This window comes from Streptomyces sp. NPDC001848 (assembly GCF_042891915.1).
GTDB lineage: Bacteria > Actinomycetota > Actinomycetes > Streptomycetales > Streptomycetaceae > Streptomyces.
In genome coordinates, this window is the sequence record NZ_JBIATP010000004.1 from 266124 (window position 1) to 286831 (window position 20708).

Sequence of the window (20708 nt, forward strand, 5' to 3'; positions counted from 1 at the left end):
ACGAGATCGGTCATGTCAGCTGCCGCCGATACCGAGGGCGGTGAGCAGGACCACGACGAGGGTGACCACGGCGAACAGGCCGTGTGCCAGCACCACCGGCAGCGGGAAGTGCCGTTCGGCAGGGACCGCTCCCTCGGCTCCCTGAGCGGTTGCCGCGGCTGGTGGGGGCGCAGCCGTGGCACGGTCGCGGTGGACGGGGATCCAGCGGGCCAGCATAACGAACCCCAGCAGGCCGACCGGCAGGAGCAGGCCGAAGGCGGTCCAGGTCAGGGCGCTCTTGTCGGCCACCACATGGATGATCCACACCACCAGCCCGATCGCGGCCAGGGCGAAATGCCCCAAGATCACCGGCGCGGGCAGGCGGCCGGCGCCGGACTGCTGCTGTGCGACTCCGCGTGTTGGATCCAGGTGCCGAGCATGTAGAGGCCGCCGAGGGCGGTGAGCACCCAAGCGATGAGGGCGGCGATGTCCATGGGGAACTCCCGGATGGTGAAGTTGACAAGGAGACCGGGGGACCGGTCGGCGCGCGGCGCGGACCGGTCCCACCGGGACGCCCGTTTTCCGTGAGTCCCGCCGGAGAACGCAAGCAGGCCTGCCGCATCACTGGGTAATGACCTCGTCAAGCTTCTCCCGGTCGAGGCGCCCAGAGTTGTTAGGTAAGCCTTCCCTGGCTTAGGTTCGGCGCGTCCCCGCACGTCAGACCGGAGCATCCTCATGTCCAGCGCGAACATCGCCCTGCTCGGCGCGATCGCAGGCTTCACCATCTACCTCGGCCTCCCGATCGGCCGCCTGCGTACGCCCACACCCCGTCTCAAGGCGGGCCTGAACGCCGTGGCCATCGGCATCCTCACCTTCCTCGTGTGGGATGTGCTGACCCACGCCTGGGAGCCGGTCGACGAGGCGCTGGGCAAGCACGCGTGGGGCACGGTCGCTTCCGGGGGCGGCACCCTGGCCGCGGGCCTGACGATCGGACTCGCCGGACTCGTGCACTACGACGCCCGGATCACCCGCCGCCGAAGCGCAGCCGCACGCCCCGCGGGGCCCGGTGCCGCCGCCACCACCGAACTGGCGCCGAAGGCCCGCAGTCAGGCCGGCTCCCTCGCGCTGATGATCGCCACCGGCATCGGTCTGCACAACTTCGCCGAGGGCCTGGCCATCGGCAACTCCGCCGCCAAGGGTGAGCTCTCCCTCGCCCTGCTGCTGATCATCGGATTCGGCCTGCACAACGCCACCGAGGGCTTCGGCATCGTCGCCCCCCTGGCCGCCGAGGGTGAACGCCCCTCCTGGCTCACCCTGGTGTGGCTCGGCCTGATCGGCGGGGGTCCCACTTTCCTGGGCACGCTGGCCGGTCAGCACCTGGTCGACGACACCCTGTCGATCGCCTTCCTCGGCCTCGCCGCCGGGTCGATCCTCTACGTGGTCATCGAACTGCTGGCCGTCGCCCGCAGGACCGGACTCAAGACACTCACCACCTGGTGCATCCTGCTGGGTCTTCTCCTCGGCTTCGCCACGGACGCCGTCGTCACGGCCGCCGGCGCGTGAACCACTGACGGTGCACCCGGCGTCCAGGTCATGCGGCTGGGCCTTCCCTGTCGTCCGGGCGCGCAGCGGCGGCCCCGATCGGGGGTCGTTGTCCCGGGAGGGCGGCCGCCGCCGTTCCGCCGAACAGGTCCGCGACACAGGTACCCGTTATCGACCGCCTCATCAGGCACGATGCGGCGATGGCGGGAACACGGCCAATACGGTGGGTGATCAATCGGTTGCACAGGGCCATGGGTTCTTTCAGGGTGGGCTGAAGATCCGACGTTCACCGAAAGGAACACCCATGTTTGGTCTGTCCACACGGCGTACCGCGTGCACCGCTGTCTGCGTTGCCTTCCTGGTCGGTGTCGCCGGCCCGGTCGCAGTGGCGGCCGACTCGGCCCGCGAGCGCAGCCATGCGGCATCCCCCCATGCACCCCTCGCTGACGCGGACGCGCTGCTGGCACAGCTCAACAGTCTTCGCGACCCCCGGCTCGCTCCGGTCGCCGACCTGGCGACCGCCGTACTGGAGGCCGACAACGGCCGGCTGCCCGCCGCCAGGGCCGAAAGACTCGGCGGCGCCGCGCAGGACGCCCTCGCCGAGCTCCGGTCTGTGGCCGCTGACCCGGAAAGCGATGCACTGGCCGCCTTGCAGAAGGCGATCGACGACCTCGTGCGGGCGATCGGCTCCGGCGACGCCGGCCAGGTGTCTGCGGCGGTCAGCGCCTTCGTGACCGCCCTGAACAACTACATCGACGCGGTGTTGAACGGCAGCGGTCTGCCCACGCCGACCCCGACCCCCACGCCGACTCCGACGCCCACCCCGACTCCGACTCCGACGCCCACCGCGACCCCCACGTCGACGCCGGCCTCGTAGGACATCACGTTCCCGACGCGCTGACGGACAGCGTGCCCCCGGTATCGTGAGGTGCCGTTCCGCCTGAGGCCCGTCATCGCGTTCGGCTCTGTTCGCTCCAGCCGTTGTGCCGCCCTCCAGGGTCGGCGCAACGGCTTTTTCCACCGGCCGAGCGCCAGGGCCGGGGGCCGCGGTCGCCGACGCCTCGCCGCGCAGGTACGGCGGCAGATTCGCGCACCGCATGCGGTGCACACGCGGTTGGACGCGGAAGTGCGGCGGCCGTGCCGCGACGGCGCCCGCTCCCTCGTCCGGCCGGGCGCGTCCCGACGGCTCGTCAGTCGCCGACCCCGCACCGGCCGAGAACTTCCCGCGCGGCCTCCAGGGCGAGGGCCCGGTCGTCGGGAACCAGCCCGATGCGGGTGCGGCGGTCGAGGAGGTCGGCGACATCGAGGGCCCCTTCGTGGTGCACGGCCCACAGCAGTTCGGCGCGGGTCACCGGATGCCCGTCCAGGACGGGCCGGGCGAGCCAGGGGTCGGCCGTGGCCGGCGCGTGCACGGCCGGCGCCTCGGTGCCGTAGCGGTTGATCAGGCGCCGCGGCGCGCGGAGGGCTCCGAGCACTCGGGGCGGCGCCGCGCCGATCAGGGGGAGGGCGCTGGTGGGGGAGGGGCCCGCGGACAGCCCGTGGGTGGCGACAGCGGCGTCGACCGCGTCCTCGGCCATACGGCGATAGGTGGTCAGCTTGCCGCCGACCACGGTGACCACACCCTCCTGCGAGGTGAGCACGGCGTGGCGGCGGGAGATGTCCGCGGTGCTCGGCGCCGCGCCGGAGTCCGCGGTGCTGTCCAGCAGCGGCCGCAGCCCCGCGAACGCGCCCACCACGTCGTCGCGGTGGACGGGGATGTCCAGCGCGGAGCCCAGTACGTCCAGCAGGAACCCGATGTCGGTCTCCGGCACGTCGGGCACGTCCGGGACATCACCTTCCACGGGTTCGTCGGTGAGTCCGACGTAGACCCGGCCGTCGCCCTGCGGCAGGACGAGGACGAACCGATTGGTCTCCCCGGGGACAGGAATGTGCAGGCCGGCCGGCAGCAGGCCCAGGTGGTTGGCGCGCAGGACGAGGTGGGTGCCGCGCGAGGGCCGGATGCGGACCCCGTCCACCAGGCCGCCCGCCCAGACGCCGGACGCGTTGATCACCGCGCGGGCACGGACCTGGCCTTCCTCGCCGGTGAGTTCGTCGCGTATCCGGGCACCGGACGCGGTCAGTTCCAGCACGCGCACCCGGGTGAGGATCCGTGCGCCTCGTGCCGCCGCCGTACGCGCGATCGCGGTGACCAGGCGGGCGTCGTCGGTCACCCGGCCGTCCCAGGACAACAGTCCGCCGCGGAGCCCGGAGCCGCGCAGCGCGGGAGCCAGGTGACGGGTTTCCGCGGCGGAGAGCCTGCGCGGTGCGGGCAGTGTCGCCCGGGCCGTGCGTGCCGCCAGACGCAGCCCGTCGCCGGCGCGGAACCCGGCCCAGGCCAACGCGGCCTGGCCGCGGGAGACCAGCGGGGTGAGGGGCAGCACGAACGGCTGGGCCCGCACGAGGTGCGGAGCGGTGCGCTCCATCAGGACCCCGCGTTCGCGGGCGCTCTCGTGAGCGACGTCGAACTGGGCGGAGGCGAGGTAGCGCAGTCCGCCGTGGATGAGCTTGGAGCTCCAGCGGGAGGTGCCGAAGGCCAGGTCGTGGGTGTCGACGGCGGCCACCGTCAGCCCGCGGGCGGCGGCGTCCAGGGCGGCCCCGGCACCGGTCGCCCCGAGGCCGACCACCAGGACGTCCACGGGCGCGCCGCCGACGGTCCGCTCCAGTTCTCGCAGGCGGCGGCCCGCGGTCAGGGACGAGCCGGGCACCGGTCGTCCCGAGGACGCCGTACTGCTGCTGGAGCTCATGGTGTGAGGGTCCTCTCGAGAATGGTCCGCAGTTCCGCGTAGAAGGCGTCCGCGCTCAGCTCGGCATCGTCCTCCTCGGTCATGGTGCGCAGCGACAAGGTGAAGGACTGGGCGACCAACAGCAGGGACCTGGCTTGCCGTTCGGGGTGGCCGGGGCGTACCGACCCGTCCGCGTGACCCTCCCGGAGGGCGTCGGCGAGCAGTCCCAGGAGGGCTTCCTGGCTGGCTCCCCGCCGATCCAGCACGTAGGGGATGAGCAGCTCGGGGTCGACGTCGACGATCTTGCGGAAGAGCGGATGGCTCCGGAAGGCGTCCACGCCGCCCACGAGCCCGTCCACGATCCGCCTGCGCGCGGTCGTCCCCGGCTTCCGCTCCGGCATCGCGCCGGTGGCCGCCTGGATCCACTCACGGGTCATCAAGTCGCCCACCAGCGACCGCACATCGGGCCAGCGGCGGTACAGCGTCATCCGGGAGACACCCGCACGGCGGGCCACGTCGGTCAGGGTGGTGCGCCGGACGCCGACGGCCAGGACACAGTCGCGGACCGCGTCGAGCACCGGATCACCGGCCGAGGCGTTGTGACGAATAGGCGTCATGTGTCACAGTGTAACTCGGTCGTCCGAGGGACGGCACTCTTCCGCGACCGCACCGCCGCGACGACCGACTCGCGACGACGCCGTCGCGCCGACCGGTGAGGACAAGCGCCATGGACATGCTCTGGAGCGGCTGGGGTGACCCGGCCAGGGCGACGCCGCTGCCCGACTCGGTGATCGCGCTGTTGCGTGACCTGCTCGGGGTCGAACCGCGCAGCACCGAGCCGGTCGCCCTGGGGGAGATCGCCGTACCCGAGCCGCATCTCGACCCGGCCGCGCGCCGCGCGCTGCTCACAGCCGTCGGCGGTGGAGAGCACCTGCGCACCGACGCCGAGTCCCGTGTCCGGCACACCCGCGGCAAGTCCACCCCGGATCTGCTGCGCATCCGCGAGGGCGACATGAGCGATGTCCCCGCGGCCGTGGTCCTCCCGGTGAACCACGACGAAGTCCTCGCGGTACTGGCCGCGTGCGCCACCCACGACCTGGCCCTCGTCCCGTTCGGCGGCGGCACCTCCGTCGTCGGCGGACTCGCCCCCGAGCGGACGCGTCCCATCGTGGCGCTGGACCTGCGCCGCATGGACGCCCTGCTCGACCTCGACCCGGTCTCCCGCACGGCCACCCTGCAACCAGGTCTGCGCGCCCCGCACGCCGAGGCCCTCCTGGCCGGGCACGGTTTCACGCTCGGCCACTTCCCGCAGTCCTACGAGTGGGCGACGATCGGCGGATTCGCCGCGGCCCGCTCCAGCGGTCAGGCCTCCGCCGGGTACGGCCGCTTCGACGACATGGTCCTCGGCCTCACCCTCGCCACCCCGTCCGGCACCCTGGAGGCGGGCCGCGCCCCGCGCTCGGCGGCGGGGCCCGACCTGCGCCAGCTGATCCTCGGCTCGGAGGGGGCGTTCGGCGTGATCACCTCGGTGACCGTCCGGATCCGTCCCCTTCCCGACACCCGCGTCTACGAAGGATGGCGCTTCGACTCCTTCGAGGCGGGCGCCACCGCCCTGCGGCGCCTCGCCCAGGACGGGCCGAGGCCGACCGTACTGCGCCTGTCCGACGAGACCGAGACGCTCGTCGGCCTCGCCCAGCCCGATGCCATCGGCTCCTCCGGTCTGCCACAGAACGCCGGATGCCTGGCCATCACCGGCTACGAGGGCACCGAGGAGGACACCGCGCACCGTCGGGAACGGGCCGCGACCGTCCTGCGCGACGCCGGCGGCACCTGCCTGGGCCGGGAGCCGGGAGAGCGCTGGGCCCACGGCCGCTACTCGGCACCCTATCTGCGGGACGCGCTCCTGGACGCCGGGGCGTTCGCCGAGACACTCGAGACCGCCGCCTTCTGGTCCCGCCTCCCCGGGCTGTACGCCGCCGTCCGTGACGCGCTCACCGGCACGCTCACCGAGTCCGGCACGCCACCGCTGGTGATGTGCCACATCTCCCACGTCTACGAGAACGGCGCTTCCCTGTACTTCACCGTGGTCTCCGCGCAGGGCAACGACCCCCTGGCGCACTGGGCAGCCGCCAAACGCGCCGCCAACGAGGCGATCCTGTCGGCCGGCGGCACCATCAGCCACCACCACGGCGTGGGCACGGACCACCGCGACTGGTACGTCCGGGAGGCCGGTCCGCTCGGCATCGGCGCCCTGCAGGCCGTCAAACGACGGCTGGACCCCACTGGTCTGCTCAATCCCGGCGTCCTCCTGCCCGCCGACTGAGCCGGCCGCCCTACCCCCGACCCCGTCCATGAGCCGTCAGGCGCCCTGGAGGCACACCGATGCGACAGTTCACCGCCATCGTCAACCCCACCGCCGGCGGATCCGCCGGAGTCCCGGTACTGCTCCAGGTGGCTCGGCTGCTGAGGGAGGCCGGGGCCGAGCTGGAGACCGAGTACAGCCGCAGCCTGGCCCACGCCCAGGAGCTGGCCCGGGACGCCGGCCGGCGGCACCGGGTCGTCCTGGCGGTCGGCGGTGACGGCATCAGCGGCGCCGTGGGCGGGGCCCTCAGCGGCACCGGCACGCTCTTCGGGCTGGTCCCGGCGGGCCGGGGCAACGACTTCGCCCGAGCGCTCGGCCTGCCCACCGATCCGGAGGCGCTGGCCCGGGTGCTGCTGCACGGCGATCCCCGCTCCGTCGACACCATCGAAGTGCACTCCGCCCACGGCCGCGGTGTCGTCCTCGGCAGCGTCTACGCAGGTGTCGACGCCCTCGCCAACCGCCACGCCAACCGCTCGGCACTGTTCAAGGGCGCCGCCTCCTACTACGCGGGTGGACTGCGGGCCGTCGCCACCTGGCGCCCGGCCGCCTACCAGGTGACCGTCGACGGCGAGCGACTCGCGCACCGCGGCTACACCGTCGTCGCCGCCAACTCCGCCTACTACGGCTCCGGCCGCATCATCGCCCCCGGCGCCCGCCTCGACGACGGACTGCTGGAGGTGGTGATGATCCGCGAGGCGCCACGCCGGCTCTTCTTCACCCTGATGAAGGAGCTCAGGTCCGGGGCCCACGTCCACCGGCCGGAAGTGCGGATCGTCCGGGGAAGAGAGGTCCGCATCGAGGCCGACCGTGAGGTGCCGTACGGCGCCGACGGGGAGGTCGACGCCGTCCTTCCCGTCACGGCCCGGGTGCTGCCCGGGGCCCTCGCCGTGCTCTGCTAGGCGTCCCGACCGTCGTTCGACAGTCGGTGGTTTCCAGCCACCCTCGTCGCCGACCCTCGAGGTCACCGACGGCGGGGCGACGCTGAGCGGCAGCGCGCAGTGCACGAGTCTGCTTCCCGTCACTGCACGGCTGTGTGAAGCGTCGACGAACGCCGGCCGGATCGCGGTCCGATTTCCGGGCCGTCCGGCCCTCGTCCCGCCCCGGTCAGCCCATGTGATCGCCGTGACGATCGCCGGATGCTCGAGGTGTCGAGAGGCTTGAGGAGACCGCGATGACGGACGACACGCTCGACCCACCCCTGGTGGACGCCCTGCTCAACGGACAGTACGACCGTGGGCGTCCGACCCGTGGAACCGGATGATCACGAGCGGTTGCGGGGTTGCGTGCGTCTGCTGCCCCGCCGGCCCCAGGACCCGTATCCGCGCCGACTCCGCCGAGGGGGGAACAGGAGGGAAGGGACATGAAGCACAACAAGGTCGGCTCCGTGATGACCACGGATGTCGTCAGCGCCGAGTACCGCACTCCGTTCAAGGAAGTCGCGCGGCTCCTCGCGGACCGCCGCATCAGCGGACTGCCCGTCGTGGACGACGACGACAAGGTCATCGGCGTCGTCTCCGAGACCGACCTGGTGACCAGGCAGTCGGAAGCCCTCGGCACGGACGGAACCAGGCGTCGCTTCCGGTTCGCCGCCGGGCGCACGCCCGGGGCTCGCAGACAGGCCGCCAGGTCCCGGGCCTTCACCGCCGGTCAGCTCATGACCGCACCGCCGGTGACCGTGCACGCCGAGGAGACCATCGCCGAAGCAGCCCGGACCATGGTGCAGCACCACGTGGAGCGGCTGCCCGTACTGGACGAGGAGGACCGGCTCGTCGGCATCGTCACCCGCCGGGACCTGCTCCAGGTCTTCCTGCGGCCCGACGCGGAGATCCGCGGCGAAGTGATCGAGGAAGTCCTGGTCGGCACGCTGCGGCTGGCACCCACGGCCGTCGACGTCTTCGTGGTCGAAGGGGTGGTCACCCTCACCGGTCGGTTGGCACGCAGGAGCGAGACGGAGATCGCCGTCTCCATGACCAAGCAGATCGACGGAGTGGTCGCGGTGATCGACCAGCTCACCTACCGCTTCGACGACTCCCGCCTGTCGCCCGGCGAGTGGTCACCGCGCGGCCTCGCCCACGACAGGCAGCGCGACCTCTGAGCGGAGGTGACGGCCCATGGCCGCACAGGCACCGCCGCAACATCTCCGGGGGCGAGATCGATCCGCCACCTGGCCTCGGGCTCGCGGTGACCACCGCCCGGGCAATGTGAGCTGTGGATCCGTATCGATCCTCTCAGCGTCACGGGGCGCAGGATCACCGTGTGAACGTGTGAAGACGACTGACAGATGTGATCGTGGAGTGGGAGCGGGCCGCTCCACGGCTCCGGAGCACCACGGAAGGTGGTGGGAAAGCTGATGGAGCTTCCGCTGGTCGTCGGCATCGACGGATCGGAGTCCAGCCTGACGGCGGTCGAGTGGGCGACGGATGAGGCCGCCCGGCACGGTCTACCGCTGCGGCTGGTGTACGCCTCTCTGTGGGAACGCTACGAAGGTGTCGTGCCGTCGAGCGGCCGTGGACGCCCGTCCGAGCAGGTGTTGGCGGAGAACATCGTCCGAGCCGCGGCGGTGCGCGCACGGCGACGGAACCCGGAGGTGAAGGTATCCGGAGACGTACTGCCGGAGGATCCGGTGTCGGCTCTGCTGCGCGAGGGCAACAACGCCTTCGCGCTGGTGACCGGATCCCGCGGCCGCGGCGAGTTGAAGGGGCTGCTCCTCGGCTCGGTCAGCCTGGCTGTCGCCGCGCGGGCGCACTGCCCGGTGATCGTGGTGCGCGGTGACACCGCCGGTCTGACGGGTGCGCACGACCGCGTCCTGCTCGGGGCCGGGGACCCCAAAATGACCGACGAGGCGCTGCGCTTCGCCTGCCGTGAGGCCGAGGTACGGGGGTGTGTCCTCGATGTCGTACGTGCCTGGCGCCATCCGACGGGGGCGACCAAGGACCACCTCGTGTCTGCGGAAGAGCCGACGCGCGAGACCGAGCAGCGGGCCTCCGACCCGCTCGACGGCCTGATCAGTGATGCGATGACGGACCACCCGGAGGTGCGAGTGCGCCCCGCCACGGTCGAAGGACCTGCCCAGACCGTGCTGCTCAGGCGCTCGGCCGCCGCAGACCTCGTCGTCATCGGGGCTCGGCGCAGGCAGGGCCACTCCGGTCTTCAACTCGGTCGGGTGGGCCACAGGCTCCTGCACCACGCCGACTGCCCGGTCGCCGTGGTCCCGCAGCGGACCTGACACGGACTCCCGCTCCTTCGCCGGCGCGTGGTCGCTCCGTGGGCCAGGGTTCCGGCGCGAGCCCGGTGCCGGTGCCGGTGCCGACACCGCCCCCGACACGGTCTGGCCGGGCTGCCGCACCCGCACCTCCGCATCCGCATCGGCCTGGCCGGCAGGCCGTGCCCGAGCCCCGGCGGCTGGAACTCATCGAGCGCACCGGGCTGGACGACGGCGAACTCCAGTGCCGGGAGGAGGTCTCCCGCGCGCTCCACGTGCCGTTCCACGAGGACGTGATCAGCCGGCTCCAGGGCCACGGCAACCTCATCGACGTCCGGCTGCCGGACCGCGCGGTCTGCATCCGGCCGGGAGAGACCTGTCGGCTGCCTCTTCCGGAGTGACGGCACGGTCTCTGCGACGGAGTCGCCCAGTTGGGCGGGTACGTGCACCATGGGAAATGGTCGGGGTGTGCAGTCCTCCGCCGACGCGCCCCGGCTCTCGGCCGCGAGCCCGTGTGCATCGTAAGATGCGCGATCTTCCGCCCGGAGGTGAACGAGAGGCTGTAGGGGAGTGACCATGAGACTTTCGTTTCTGGAACCTCTGTACAAGCGGCCTGGTCCCTTCGCGTCCGTCTATCTGGACACCTCCCGCGACACCGCGAGGGAGGATCCGGACGCCGCCGTGGAACTGCGGTGGCGGCATCTGCGGGACGCCCTGATGTCAGAGGGAGCGGATCCGGACTCCATCACCGCGGTGGCGCGCATGGTGGGCTGCGACACGGATGTCCCCGGCGCCCACGGGCAGGCCGTGTTCACGGCACACGGCCGGCTCGCCCTGCTGGACGAGCTGCCCGTCCCACCGGCACGGGACACGGCGCACTTCGGGACGCTGCCGGACACCATGCCGTTGATCGTCCAGCGCGCACCCGCCATCCGGTACCTGGCGATCCACGTCCGCTACGGCGGCCGTCACTCCACGGGCGCCACCGGCACCGTGCGCATCGACGCGGAGGCGGGCATCTGGCCCCTGACCAAGGTCACGCCCGGGTACCGCCTGCACGAGGAGATCCCCGTGGCCGACTGGCTGTACGCCGCCGACGTGATCGGGCGGGAACTGGAAGGCCACGCGCGGCGCGTCGAGGCGGAAGCCGTGGTCGTCGCGGGAGACGTCTGGGCGCGCGGCATCCTCGTCAACCGGCTTCCCGCCTCCCTGCGCGGCCAGGTCACCACGGTCGAAGGCGCCGGCGAGTCCCAGCCCGGGCGGGCACTGCTCGAGCACCGGCTCGAAAGCCTTTTCAGCGGGCGCATGGCCGCGCACGACCGGGCCCTGCTGGATGCCTTCCTCGCGCAGCAGGCCCGCGACGGAGCGGCGGCGGAGGGTCTCTCCGCCGCCGTGTCAGCCCTGCAACGCGGCCGTGTCAAGGCCCTGTTCCTCAACAACCACCCCGAGTCGACGCTGCGTCTGTGGGTCGGTCCGCAACCCCGCCACATCGCCCTCACCGAACAGGAACTGCGCTCCTACGGCGTAGAGGACGTCCGCGAGGAGCGAGCCGACGCCGCTCTGACCCGTGCCCTGGTCGGCACGAGGTCCGAACTGGTCGTGGTGCCCGAGCAGCAGCTTCGGCTACGCGAGGGCGTGGGCGCACTGCTGCGCTACGCCGACCCTTCATCCCTCCCATGAAGTGACTGCGGTGGAGTGGACAGTGGCTGGTGGGCCGTTCAGCCCCCGGACGGGGTCATGGTGCCCCTTGTGTCGACGCCGCTCCGCGCGATCCTGAACGTATCGACGGTCGACCGGCCCAGGAAGGTGCCCAAGAAGGTGATCGGCGTGATGTGGTACGGCGGCTGGGGCTGGGGCGGCTGGCTCCTCATGACCTTGATCATGATTTTGTTCTGGGGACTGCTGATCGCCGGGGTCATGGCCCTCACCCACTACCTCACCGGCTCCCGCCGCGGCCACCAGCCCGGCCCGCGCCCCTCCGAGGAGAGCGGATGGGGCAGCAGGCGGGCGGAGGATCTGCTCGCGGAGCGCTTCGCCCGTGGGGAGATCGACGAAGACGAGTACAAACGCCGTCTCACGGTGTTGCGGGAGCATCGGTGACCGCGTCCGACAGGGACGCCACCGCCACCGCGTCACCCGGTGCCTTCCCGAAGACACCACGTCATGGCTTTCGGGAGGCCACCGGCACACCCAGTGGGCGGGCGAGGCCGACCACCGCCTCGTCCAGCCGCTGCAGATGCCGCAGTACCCGGTCGGTGATCCGGCCGTACCGCGGTGTGCCGGCCACGTCGCGCTCCAGCAGGGAGGCGATGCTCGGACCGGTCCGGACCTCGTCGGTGGCGTGTTCGTCCGCCACATGAGCACTGATGGCCGCGATGTTGCCCGTGATGCGCTCGCACGCCCGGCGCAGCCGCGGATCCGCCGCGATCGAGGGATGCGTGGCCAGGAGCTCGGCGGTCGCGGCCAGGGAACGCGCGTGGTAGGCGCATGTCTCCAGGAGCGCGACGACGTACTGGGCCGTGTTCCGCCGCGCCCGCAGCGGTGTGATCGGGTGGGTCAGCGGCTGCGTGGCCGCCCGCAGGTCGCCGAGGGCCTGGTCCAGGTCGCGCGCCTTGTCGAGCAGATCGACCGCGGGCCCGCCGCTGAGCTGGTCGACGGCGGCGTCGGTGACGGCGGCGAGCCGGTCCAGCACGGTGACGAGTAGCTCGTTCGTCCGGCGGTCCGTGCGCACGGGTAGCACCAGGGCCGCCGCGATGATCCCGCAGGCCGCGCCGAGCGCTGTCTCCTCCACGCGCAGTACCAGCACCGACAGGCTGTAGGTGTGCAGCAGCGTGTAGAGCAGGCCCAGCGCCGCGGTCACGAAGAACGACATCAACGTGTACGACAGCGGGGCGGTGTAGAACATCGCGAAGACGAACAGCAGCACCAGCGCCAGCGCCGTCCACGCGTTGTGTCCGACCAGCCCCGCCAGGACGATGCCGGCCACGACGCCGAGGACGGTGCCGACCAGCCGGCGGTAGCCCTTGACCAGGATCTCGCCCGTCGACGAGGTGTTGATGAAGACGATCCAGCAGGTCAGCACCGCCCAGTACCAGCGCTGGCTGGAGAGGAACTCGCCGCCGACGATGGCCAGGGCCGAGCCCACGGAAACCTGTGCGGCGGCACGCGTCGTGGGCCGCCGCAGCCCCCGCTGCTCCTGCTCCGCCTCGGGCTCGCCCTCCTGGGCGCCCTCGATGGCGGCGTTCTCGGCGTCCAGCTCCTCCCTCGAGCGCGTCGTGGCGGGAGTGTCGTCGGACTCGTCCTGCGGTCCCTCCAACGCGACCCTGAGCCCCAGCACCGCCCGCGCGGCCTCGCCGATGCCCCGGAAGACGTCCTGCACGTCTCTCGACGCCGGCGGCAGGTTCTCCTCGTCCCGGTAGCCGAGCAGCCGGTTGCGCAGATGGGCCACTCCCGTGCCGCCGCGCTGCCCGACGGGCCGCAGCACGAGCAGGCGGAGCGTCTCCAGGTCGCGCCGGAGCGTGTCGAGCGCCTCGTCCCGCACCGGAAGGTGGCCGCCCGACGGCACGGGTGCGCCGGGCAGGTGCAGGGTGAGTGTGTCCGCCCGCTCGGCACTGCGGGCGTTCAGCAGCAGCAGCCCGAGCCGCTCGGCGGCGATCTCGGCGTCCGCGATCCGGCGCTGCAGTAGCTGTGCCACGGCCTTGTCCGGCGTCCCGTCATCCAGCCGGCCCTGAATCATCATCGCCGTCTCGTGCAGCCGCGCCGACCCCTCACGCACGTCCTCCAGAGCCTTGTCCACCTCGTCGGGACCCGCGTCCAAGAGTCCCAGGTGCGCCGACACCAGCTGGGCGAGGCGCACGCGGAACGCCTCGCGCAGCCGTTGCAGGATGCCCGCGGGCGTCTCGTACACGACCACGAACCGCACGAACGCGCTGCAGGCGAACGCGAGTGCGATGACGCCGTACAGGCCCGGCAGCGTCGAGACGGTGGCGCCAACGAACAACGACAGGAAGTAGACCTGGAAGCCGACCAGTCCCAGTGCGGTGCCCCGGTCACCGAACCGGCGGCTGTAGACCGCACAGAAGATAAGGACGACGAAGAACACGTCCCCGGCCACGACGCGCGCATTCAGCAGCGCCCCCAGCGACACGGACACCAGCGCCACCAGCAGACCCAGAGCGAGCGTGACCGCCTGCTGCCCACGCTGCTTCTCCCGGATGGCGAAGGTGGCCACCATGGCGGCGATCGCACCGGCCACCAGATGCGCCACCGGGGCGCGCACCACGGCGAGCACGGCCAGCGTCAGAGCGATGGCGCCCGCCGTCCGCGAGCCGGCGGCGAGTCTGAGCAGCCCAGGATCCGACGCGGTGATGCGATCCCGCAGCCGCGCCGCGACCTGCCGTCCCACTGCCTTCACGCCGCCGTGCTCTCCCCGCTCCTGCTGGTGATCCGCTTCCCCAGCATGGCACGCAGGACCCCGTTCAGCCGATCCGCCTTCGGCCGGACGACCACCCGCCGCTCGGTGACCGGCCGTTCCGTAGAAGCGTCTTCGTCGTGCTTCGTCCACGCACGGTTTCCACCCCGTCCCCGGGACCGTCGTGTGCTCGGTAGGCTCGGTGACGTGGAGCAGGTGGAGATCGTTCAGCTTCTGGTCTCGCCCGTGCATCGCTTCGAGGGCCGCGCACGCGACGGTGTCCCCGAGCTGCCGCGGGAGGAACTGGTTGCCATGGCGCAGGTACGCAAGGGGCTCGGGATCGTGGGGGACCGGTACTTCAACCGTCCGGCCCATCGCAATGCCTCGGTCACCCTCATGGCGGCCGAGCGCATGCCGCGGGCGGTCTCCGAGGACATGGATCTGCGCCTGACCCGACGCAATGTCCTGCTGCGCGGCGTGGACATCGACGCGTACATCGGCGAGACGGTCTTCCTGGACTCCGGCAGCGGACCCGTGGTCCTGGTGGTGCACAGCGCGGCCAGACCGTGCGCGTGGATGGACAGCACCATCGGGCCGGGGGCGCAGCGGGCGCTGCGCGGTGGCGGGGGCGTCCGCTGCCGGCCGGTGTCCGACGGGATCCTGACCGTGGGGCCGGCCACGTTCGGGGTGTGCCGGGACTCCGGCGAGGACCGACTGCCTGTCCGCCAGAGCTGGACACCGCCTTCGTGACCGTCTGACCACGGCAGTGAGTTCTCGTTACTCGCGGTCCCGGGTGGGCGTCGACCGGGCCGCTCGGTCCGTACGGCCCGCCCGTCGGGCCGGCCGCCGCCCCACCGGGGGCGGTGCCCGGCGCCGGCGTTTGGTCAGGACACCAGGGGCTGCTCGTCCAGCTCCGTCAGCTTCACGGTGCACAGGCCGCCGCGCTCGACCTTGACATCCGTCACCTTCAGTTGGGTGCCCGGCAGGATGATGAACTCCTCCTCGCCGGTGAACGCGGAGAAGTCGCGGATGCCCACGGCCCGGGCGGGCACCACCTCGAACAGCGTCCGCTTGCCACGGCTGCCGAGGAACGCCTTCGCCACGCCGAGCTGGGACGTGCATGAGGACACGCCCCACCAGGTCACGGTCCGACCGAGCGGGTACTGCGCGCGCAGGTCCAGCGACACCCCCCGCCACAACGGCTCGGTTCGGACGGGGAGTTGCGACACCGCCGAGAACAGCAGGCGGAGATACGGCAGGTAGGGCACGAGCCTGGCCCGGTCCGGGGAGCGCAGGGTGGCGTTGATCTCCCGGTAGAAGGCGGACTCGCAGGTGTAGAGGAAGAGGGCGGCGATCGCTTCGGCCGTCAGGCCGTCGGACGCTTCGTCCGCCCGCCGCTTGCCGAACTCGTGCGACCGGTCGACGTGCCGGCCCAGCCCGGGCAGCAGCGCGGCCACCGGGGCGACGGCATCGCGGAACTCCATGAGCGGGGTGTCGAACACGCCCGTGATCGCGGGAAGGACAAGCCCCTCGTCCTTCACGCCGGAGAGCCGGTCCAGGTACAGCTGGTGCAGCTCCATGGTGGACGCGATGAACGCGCCCATGCGGTCGGCGACGTCGCCGTCGGCTCCGCCGGTCTGCGCCGCGAGCTTGTTCCAGCCGGTGCTGGGCAGCCAGTCGATCTCGTCGACGCCCAGCGATGCGAGGGCCGCGTTCACCATCCCGAAGTGGTCGCCGTCGCAGAAGATGTCGCCCTGCGCTGCGGGGTTGGCGTGGTCGATGTGCCGGACCTCGACCTCGGGGTACTTCTTCTGGAGCTGGAGAACGACCTTCTTCAGACTGCGCGCGTGCGCCCCCCACCAGGCGAAGACGACTGCGCGGTCCTCCTCGTCGGCGCTCTGCTTCGCCTTGAGGATCTCCTCGACGATCCGCTCGGCGACCGGCCGCCAGAACCCGGTGTGGCGGTCGGTTCCGATCGCCCCGTCGCTGCTGGCCGTCAGCGCCGCGTTCAGCAGCAGGACGCCCTGCGTGAGCATCGCCTGGAACCACTCCGGCGGCTGGACGGTGTCCCGCTTCTTCAACAGCGCCCGAATGTCGGCTATAGGGGTCTTCTTGGCAATGCCGTACTTCCACATCGCCGCCGCCTTGATGATGCAGCGGATGCTGACCACTCTGCCGAACTGGCTGTCCTTCCAGTCGTGGAAGGTGTTGTCGAACATGGCGATGCCGGTGGCGCTCTCCGGCCGCGGGTACGGGTTCTGGCCGAAGATGACGACCTTCCACTTGTGCGGCGCGTTGGGCTTGAGCGCCTGGAAGGTCAGTTCGCGGACGGGGACCACCTCAGGGCTGCGGCCCGGGCCGATGAACGCGGCCGCGTCCGGCTGCGCCTCGATGACCGGCTTCAGCAGTGGAAGCCAGGGTTCACCGCCGCCCTCGAACAGCTCCGCGAGGACCAGCGGGTCGTTGGGGTCGGGCGTGGCAGGGGTGTGGGCAGCGCTCATGGTGGAAGGACTCCGAATGGTCGAACCGTGCTGGTGGAAGGCCTGGTCGGCGAAGTGCCCATGAGGATATGTCAGCCCACCGACAGCGCCCGTCCGTTGGTGCGGGCGCGGGGCCGGGCGGCTGCTCTGTCAGTGGGGCGCGGTAGCGTCCCGATCAGTTGAGTGACCGTTCCCGATCGGAGTGAACCATGACCGTAGACCGCGTGCAGTCGCCTCTCAGGGTCGTGCTGACCGACATCAACACCGCGGTGGTGGAGGCGTGGCGGGCGGCCTTCGCCGACACCCCTGAGATCGAGATCCGCAAGGGGTCGATCCTCGACGAGGACGTCGACGCCTGGGTCAGCCCCACCAACTCCCGGGGGCGGATGGACGGCGGGGTCGACGCCGTCATCAAGCGGCATCTCGGCGCGGGCATCCAGCTGCGGGTGCAGAAGGCGATCCGCAGTCAGTTCGCGGGAACGCTCCCGGTGGGCAGCGCGGTGTGCGTTCCGTCAGGGGCGGTCAAGCCGAGGTTCCTGATCTCGACGCCGACGATGGAGACGTCCTCGCAGAACGTCAGGGAGACCTTGAACGTGGCCCTGGCCTGCGCCGCCGCCTTCCAGGGGATCCACCAGCAGAACAACAGGGCACCGGGCAGCATCCGCTCGGTGGCGCTGGTCGGCATGGGCGCCCAGACCGGCCGAGTGCCGGCGCGGGTGTGCGCCAACCTGATGTGGACGGGCTACACCCTCTTCAACGACCACTCCTTCGAGGACTACGACGACCTGCGCAGCACGATCGTCGCGCAGCTCGACGACATCGAGAGCGCGCCCGCGGACAAGCGGGTCCGCATAGCGCCGCCCGGGCGCGCCACCTCGCGCCGCTGACGAGGCACTCGGCTGCTTGCCCTGCATGCCGCGACAGGGGCCGTGCGGAGAGCGCGTCCTCAAGCCGTGATGAGCTGGGCGGCATACGTCCATGTGGGCCCGTGACCGAGGAGATCAGGCGTTGCGCGGCTGCGGTGTGGTCTGGGATGTCGTGCTGTTGTCGTCCTCTTCATCGGTGTGGGGCTGGCAGGTGAAGCACAGCTCGTGGCGCCCCTGGGTGATCACGGTTCCCCAGCCGCTGCAGGTTTCGCATCCGAAGGCTGAAGTCGCGTCGGCGCGGGGGTTCGGTGCGGGAGCGGCGTTCGCTCCGTGGGTCATGCGTTTCTCCTGGCGTGCGGGCTGTCGCGGTGGTGCGCGCATGGATAATGCGCGATGCCCACTTTATACCGGTTCGAGTCCGGTTGCGCCCGTTTTCGCATTTTTTGTGACTGTTTTCGTTGGCGGGGGGCTGTCCTGTCACTCTGCAACCACTGCGCTACGCTGAGTAGCTGGGTCTGGGTCGAGCTCCGCGATCGTCACCTGGGTGCCGGAAGCCGCCCGGCCCGCTACAGCGACCGCAGCAGTGACGTGAAGGCCTCCACCGCTTCCGCTGCCTGCTCCGGGTTCAAGCGGGGATCGCAGGGCGACCGGTACCGCGGGAACTCGGCTGTCGCGACATCGGCAGGGGTCCAGACGCACTCGGTGACCGGCTCCGGCGTCATCTCCAGGTGCAGTCCCCCCGGCCACTGGCGCTGCCGGCACAGGATCCGCACGAAGGACTCGATTTCGTCGACGATCGTGCGAACGGAACGGGTCTTCAGGTGTTGACCGTGGCGGATGGTGTTTCCGTGCATGGGATCGCTCAACCAGACCACCGGTACCCGGCTCGCCGCGACCGCCTCGACGACCGGAGGGAGCAACTGGTCGATGCGGTCGGCACCCATGCGCACGATGAAGGTCAGCCGTCCCGGGCTGCGGTCGGGGTTGAGGATCGTGGCCAGCTCGGCGACCTCCTCGGCAGCGGCGCTGGGCCCGATCTTCACCCCCACGGGGTTGCGGACCGAACGCGCGAGGGCGATGTGCCGTCCATTCAGCCGCCTCGTGCGGTCACCGATCCAGCCGAAGTGCGTGGACGAGGAGTACCTGCCGCCCCCGTCGTCGCGTATCAACGGAAGTTCATAGGGGAAGAGCAGCAGTTCGTGCGAGACATGGGCGCGCTCGGCCGGAGCGTGCTCCGCCCAGTCCTCGCGCACCGCGGCAAGCGTCTTGGCCGCGCAGTCGTATGCAGTGAGCAGCCGTAACGGATCGGGGGTGCGGGCCCGCGCGTCCGCCGCGACGTCATTGACCGCGTCGCCCCGGTACACCGGCAACAGCTCGTCGTTCTCCGACCGTTCGTGCGTGGCCGACCTCGGCTTGGCGTACTGCCCGGCCATCCTCCCCAGAGTGACGACCGGCGTGTTCAGTTCCGTCGTGATGAGCGAGCTCAGTTCCCGTAACTGGTCCAGTCTGCGACGCACCGCGGCCGCCGTGGCATCTGCGAACAGCTCGGCGCAGTCGCCCCCTTGCAGAACCACCGCCTCGCGGGCCGCCACCTTGGCCATCCGGTCGGCCAGTTGGTCGATCTCTTCGGGGGTGACCAGGGCGGGGCGTGCCTGCAGGGCCTTCCGGACCTCTGCCAGAAGCTCCGGATCCGGCCATTCCGGCTGCTGCGCGGTCACCTGCTCCGTCGTTGGTTTCAGAGTGGTCATGACATGGTTCTCCTGTGGTCGGGCCGAAAGAATCCAGGAGGCTCAGGAGAACCTGAAGTAACCACGGGAACTCATGTCAGCGACGCGGTCGCACGACACCATGAAGGCGCTTCAGGCTTCCCCCGTGGCGATCTCTCGGCAGAGTCACTCGCAAGCATTCGCTTCGGCTCGGCTCGGCGCGGCGGCTGGACGGCGGCCGGCGTGGTCCCGGGACACCGTTCACACCAGGGTGAGACCACCCCCGTTCAGCCAGTCGTCCATGCGCTCCCGCATCGCGCTCTCCGCCGGCGGGTGGAAGGCCAGGGCACGGCTCGCCGCCAGAAGGTCGACGTTGTCGCCGCTGGTGACGAACGACATTCCCCCGAGAAGCTCCAGGACGCGGTCGGTGGCCTCCGCGATGGCGCGCTGCGCCGTGTACCTGACCAGGAGCATCCGGCCGAGGAGCATCTCGTCGTGGGGCCCGCTGTCGACCTCGCGGGCCAGTGCCTCCACGGCCGCCGACGCCGTCTCCAGCGGGCCCAAGGCGGCCAGGCGGTCGACGGCGGCTCCGCGTCCCTCGAGGAAGAGCCGCTCGACCTGACCGGTGGCGATGCCCAGGTAGGCGGCGGTGATGAGCGGAAGGAACAACAGCATGAGGGAGTTGAGGCGCGGCAGGCTCCGCTCCGGATCACCCAGCGGCACGATCCTGTGGTCCGGCACGTGCACCCGGTTCAGCAGCACGGCATCGGTCTGCGCGGCGCGCAGGACCCGGTTCGCCCAGAGCGGCTCCCAGGTGAGCCCCGGTGCGTCCGCCGGGACCATCACGATCAGCAGCTGACCCGCATAGGGCGAGCCCTGCGGCCCGGGCGCCAGCAAGGTCAGCAGACCCATGGAACGGACCAGGGAGCAGGGGCGTTTGGTACCCGAGATGAGCAGCCCGCCCTCGCCCGGGGACACTTCGATGCCGGGCGCGAACAGCTGCTTGCCGGAGCGTCCCTCGGCACCGCAGGACGCCACGAGATGACGCTGCGAGACGATGTCTCCGAGGACGTCGTCGGCCTCACCGCCGTCCAGCACCTGCGCCAGCCAGGCGACCTTGTAGTGGTGCATGGTGGTCGCGACGGCCAGCGAGGGGGCCCGGCTGCCGACCGCTCGCTGGAGGCGTACCCCTTCCAGACAGCTCAGGCCCTTGCCCCCGAAGCGCGACGGGATCAGGAGATTGCCGCCTCCTGCCTTGCGGAACTCCTCGATGACCTGGGAATCGGGATCCTCGGCGGCCGCCTGGCCCAGCTTGGCCAGCCAGTCGTCGAACCCGGGCAGCGTCCGGTCCAGTACCGCTCTCTCCGCGGCGAGAATGTTCATTGCCTGTCTCTTCCT

Annotated in this window: 20 protein-coding genes; 11 read left to right on the plus strand and 9 right to left on the minus strand. The window is 71.2% G+C overall.

Annotated features, from left to right (window positions below):
* Positions 1-15: 15 nt before the first annotated feature.
* Both ACFYZJ_RS10210 and ACFYZJ_RS10215 read right to left on the minus strand, forming a co-directional pair.
* On the minus strand, positions 16-348 hold the full coding sequence (locus tag ACFYZJ_RS10210) for a hypothetical protein (protein WP_388565121.1): 333 nt from the start codon (positions 346-348) through the stop codon (positions 16-18).
* Positions 345-473, minus strand: a complete 129-nt coding sequence (locus ACFYZJ_RS10215) for a hypothetical protein (RefSeq protein WP_388565123.1) — start codon at positions 471-473, stop codon at positions 345-347. The genes ACFYZJ_RS10210 and ACFYZJ_RS10215 overlap by 4 nt, the downstream gene beginning before the upstream one ends.
* Positions 474-714: 241 nt before the next feature.
* On the opposite strand from ACFYZJ_RS10215, the gene ACFYZJ_RS10220 reads away from it, so the two are divergent.
* Both ACFYZJ_RS10220 and ACFYZJ_RS10225 read left to right on the plus strand, forming a co-directional pair.
* Complete coding sequence (locus tag ACFYZJ_RS10220) at positions 715-1542, plus strand: ZIP family metal transporter (RefSeq protein ID WP_388565124.1); 828 nt, start codon at positions 715-717, stop codon at positions 1540-1542.
* A gap of 283 nt (positions 1543-1825) precedes the next feature.
* Complete coding sequence (locus tag ACFYZJ_RS10225) at positions 1826-2398, plus strand: hypothetical protein (RefSeq protein ID WP_388565126.1); 573 nt, start codon at positions 1826-1828, stop codon at positions 2396-2398.
* Positions 2399-2711: 313 nt separating this feature from the next.
* On the opposite strand, the gene ACFYZJ_RS10230 is transcribed toward ACFYZJ_RS10225, so the two are convergent.
* Both ACFYZJ_RS10230 and ACFYZJ_RS10235 read right to left on the minus strand, forming a co-directional pair.
* Positions 2712-4304: a glycerol-3-phosphate dehydrogenase/oxidase gene (locus ACFYZJ_RS10230; protein WP_388565127.1), complete on the minus strand. Its 1593-nt coding sequence runs from the start codon at positions 4302-4304 to the stop codon at positions 2712-2714.
* Positions 4301-4900 carry a TetR/AcrR family transcriptional regulator gene (locus ACFYZJ_RS10235; protein WP_388565129.1) on the minus strand — a complete coding sequence of 200 codons (600 nt, stop codon included), beginning with the start codon at positions 4898-4900 and terminating at the stop codon, positions 4301-4303. The genes ACFYZJ_RS10230 and ACFYZJ_RS10235 overlap by 4 nt, the downstream gene beginning before the upstream one ends.
* Positions 4901-5010: 110 nt before the next feature.
* Here ACFYZJ_RS10235 and ACFYZJ_RS10240 point away from each other — a divergent pair, with 110 nt between their 5' ends.
* The 7 genes from ACFYZJ_RS10240 to ACFYZJ_RS10270 all read left to right on the plus strand — a co-directional run bounded on the left by ACFYZJ_RS10240 (position 5011) and on the right by ACFYZJ_RS10270 (position 11947).
* Positions 5011-6606 carry an FAD-binding oxidoreductase gene (locus tag ACFYZJ_RS10240; RefSeq protein ID WP_388565131.1) on the plus strand — a complete coding sequence of 532 codons (1596 nt, stop codon included), beginning with the start codon at positions 5011-5013 and terminating at the stop codon, positions 6604-6606.
* A gap of 59 nt (positions 6607-6665) precedes the next feature.
* Positions 6666-7544: a diacylglycerol/lipid kinase family protein gene (locus ACFYZJ_RS10245; RefSeq protein WP_388565134.1), complete on the plus strand. Its 879-nt coding sequence runs from the start codon at positions 6666-6668 to the stop codon at positions 7542-7544.
* A 461-nt stretch (positions 7545-8005) separates the two neighbouring features.
* Complete coding sequence (locus ACFYZJ_RS10250) at positions 8006-8740, plus strand: CBS domain-containing protein (RefSeq protein ID WP_388565136.1); 735 nt, start codon at positions 8006-8008, stop codon at positions 8738-8740.
* A 255-nt stretch (positions 8741-8995) separates the two neighbouring features.
* On the plus strand, positions 8996-9871 hold the full coding sequence (locus tag ACFYZJ_RS10255; RefSeq protein WP_388565139.1) for a universal stress protein: 876 nt from the start codon (positions 8996-8998) through the stop codon (positions 9869-9871).
* 158 nt (positions 9872-10029) lie between these two features.
* Complete coding sequence (locus ACFYZJ_RS10260; RefSeq protein ID WP_388565142.1) at positions 10030-10248, plus strand: hypothetical protein; 219 nt, start codon at positions 10030-10032, stop codon at positions 10246-10248.
* Between the two features lie 175 nt (positions 10249-10423).
* Entirely contained in the window at positions 10424-11527 is a 1104-nt protein-coding gene (locus tag ACFYZJ_RS10265; protein WP_388565145.1) for a hypothetical protein, read from the plus strand.
* A gap of 69 nt (positions 11528-11596) precedes the next feature.
* A complete protein-coding gene (locus ACFYZJ_RS10270; protein ID WP_388565147.1) occupies positions 11597-11947 on the plus strand; it encodes an SHOCT domain-containing protein in 351 nt (116 codons plus the stop codon).
* Between the two features lie 61 nt (positions 11948-12008).
* Here ACFYZJ_RS10270 and ACFYZJ_RS10275 read toward each other — a convergent pair whose 3' ends face one another.
* On the minus strand, positions 12009-14261 hold the full coding sequence (locus ACFYZJ_RS10275; RefSeq protein ID WP_388565149.1) for an FUSC family protein: 2253 nt from the start codon (positions 14259-14261) through the stop codon (positions 12009-12011).
* Between the two features lie 204 nt (positions 14262-14465).
* Between ACFYZJ_RS10275 and ACFYZJ_RS10280 the strand changes: the two genes are divergently transcribed.
* Positions 14466-15008 carry a molybdenum cofactor biosysynthesis protein gene (locus ACFYZJ_RS10280; protein ID WP_388565152.1) on the plus strand — a complete coding sequence of 181 codons (543 nt, stop codon included), beginning with the start codon at positions 14466-14468 and terminating at the stop codon, positions 15006-15008.
* A gap of 134 nt (positions 15009-15142) precedes the next feature.
* On the opposite strand, the gene ACFYZJ_RS10285 is transcribed toward ACFYZJ_RS10280, so the two are convergent.
* On the minus strand, positions 15143-16759 hold the full coding sequence (locus ACFYZJ_RS10285; protein WP_388565155.1) for an ADP-ribosyltransferase domain-containing protein: 1617 nt from the start codon (positions 16757-16759) through the stop codon (positions 15143-15145).
* A 188-nt stretch (positions 16760-16947) separates the two neighbouring features.
* Between ACFYZJ_RS10285 and ACFYZJ_RS10290 the strand changes: the two genes are divergently transcribed.
* The gene (locus tag ACFYZJ_RS10290) at positions 16948-17625 is read left to right on the plus strand and encodes a macro domain-containing protein (protein ID WP_388565158.1); all 678 of its coding nucleotides are present in this window, start codon (positions 16948-16950) and stop codon (positions 17623-17625) included.
* Positions 17626-17739: 114 nt separating this feature from the next.
* Here the strand turns inward: ACFYZJ_RS10290 and ACFYZJ_RS10295 are convergent, their stop codons facing one another.
* From ACFYZJ_RS10295 to ACFYZJ_RS10305, 3 genes are all read right to left on the minus strand, one after another.
* Positions 17740-17943: a hypothetical protein gene (locus ACFYZJ_RS10295; RefSeq protein ID WP_388565160.1), complete on the minus strand. Its 204-nt coding sequence runs from the start codon at positions 17941-17943 to the stop codon at positions 17740-17742.
* Between the two features lie 227 nt (positions 17944-18170).
* Positions 18171-19352 (minus strand): 3-deoxy-7-phosphoheptulonate synthase, encoded by a 1182-nt coding sequence (locus ACFYZJ_RS10300; RefSeq protein ID WP_388565163.1) that lies wholly within the window; start codon positions 19350-19352, stop codon positions 18171-18173.
* Positions 19353-19571: 219 nt separating this feature from the next.
* Positions 19572-20693: an acyl-CoA dehydrogenase gene (locus ACFYZJ_RS10305; protein WP_388565166.1), complete on the minus strand. Its 1122-nt coding sequence runs from the start codon at positions 20691-20693 to the stop codon at positions 19572-19574.
* Positions 20694-20708: the final 15 nt, after the last annotated feature.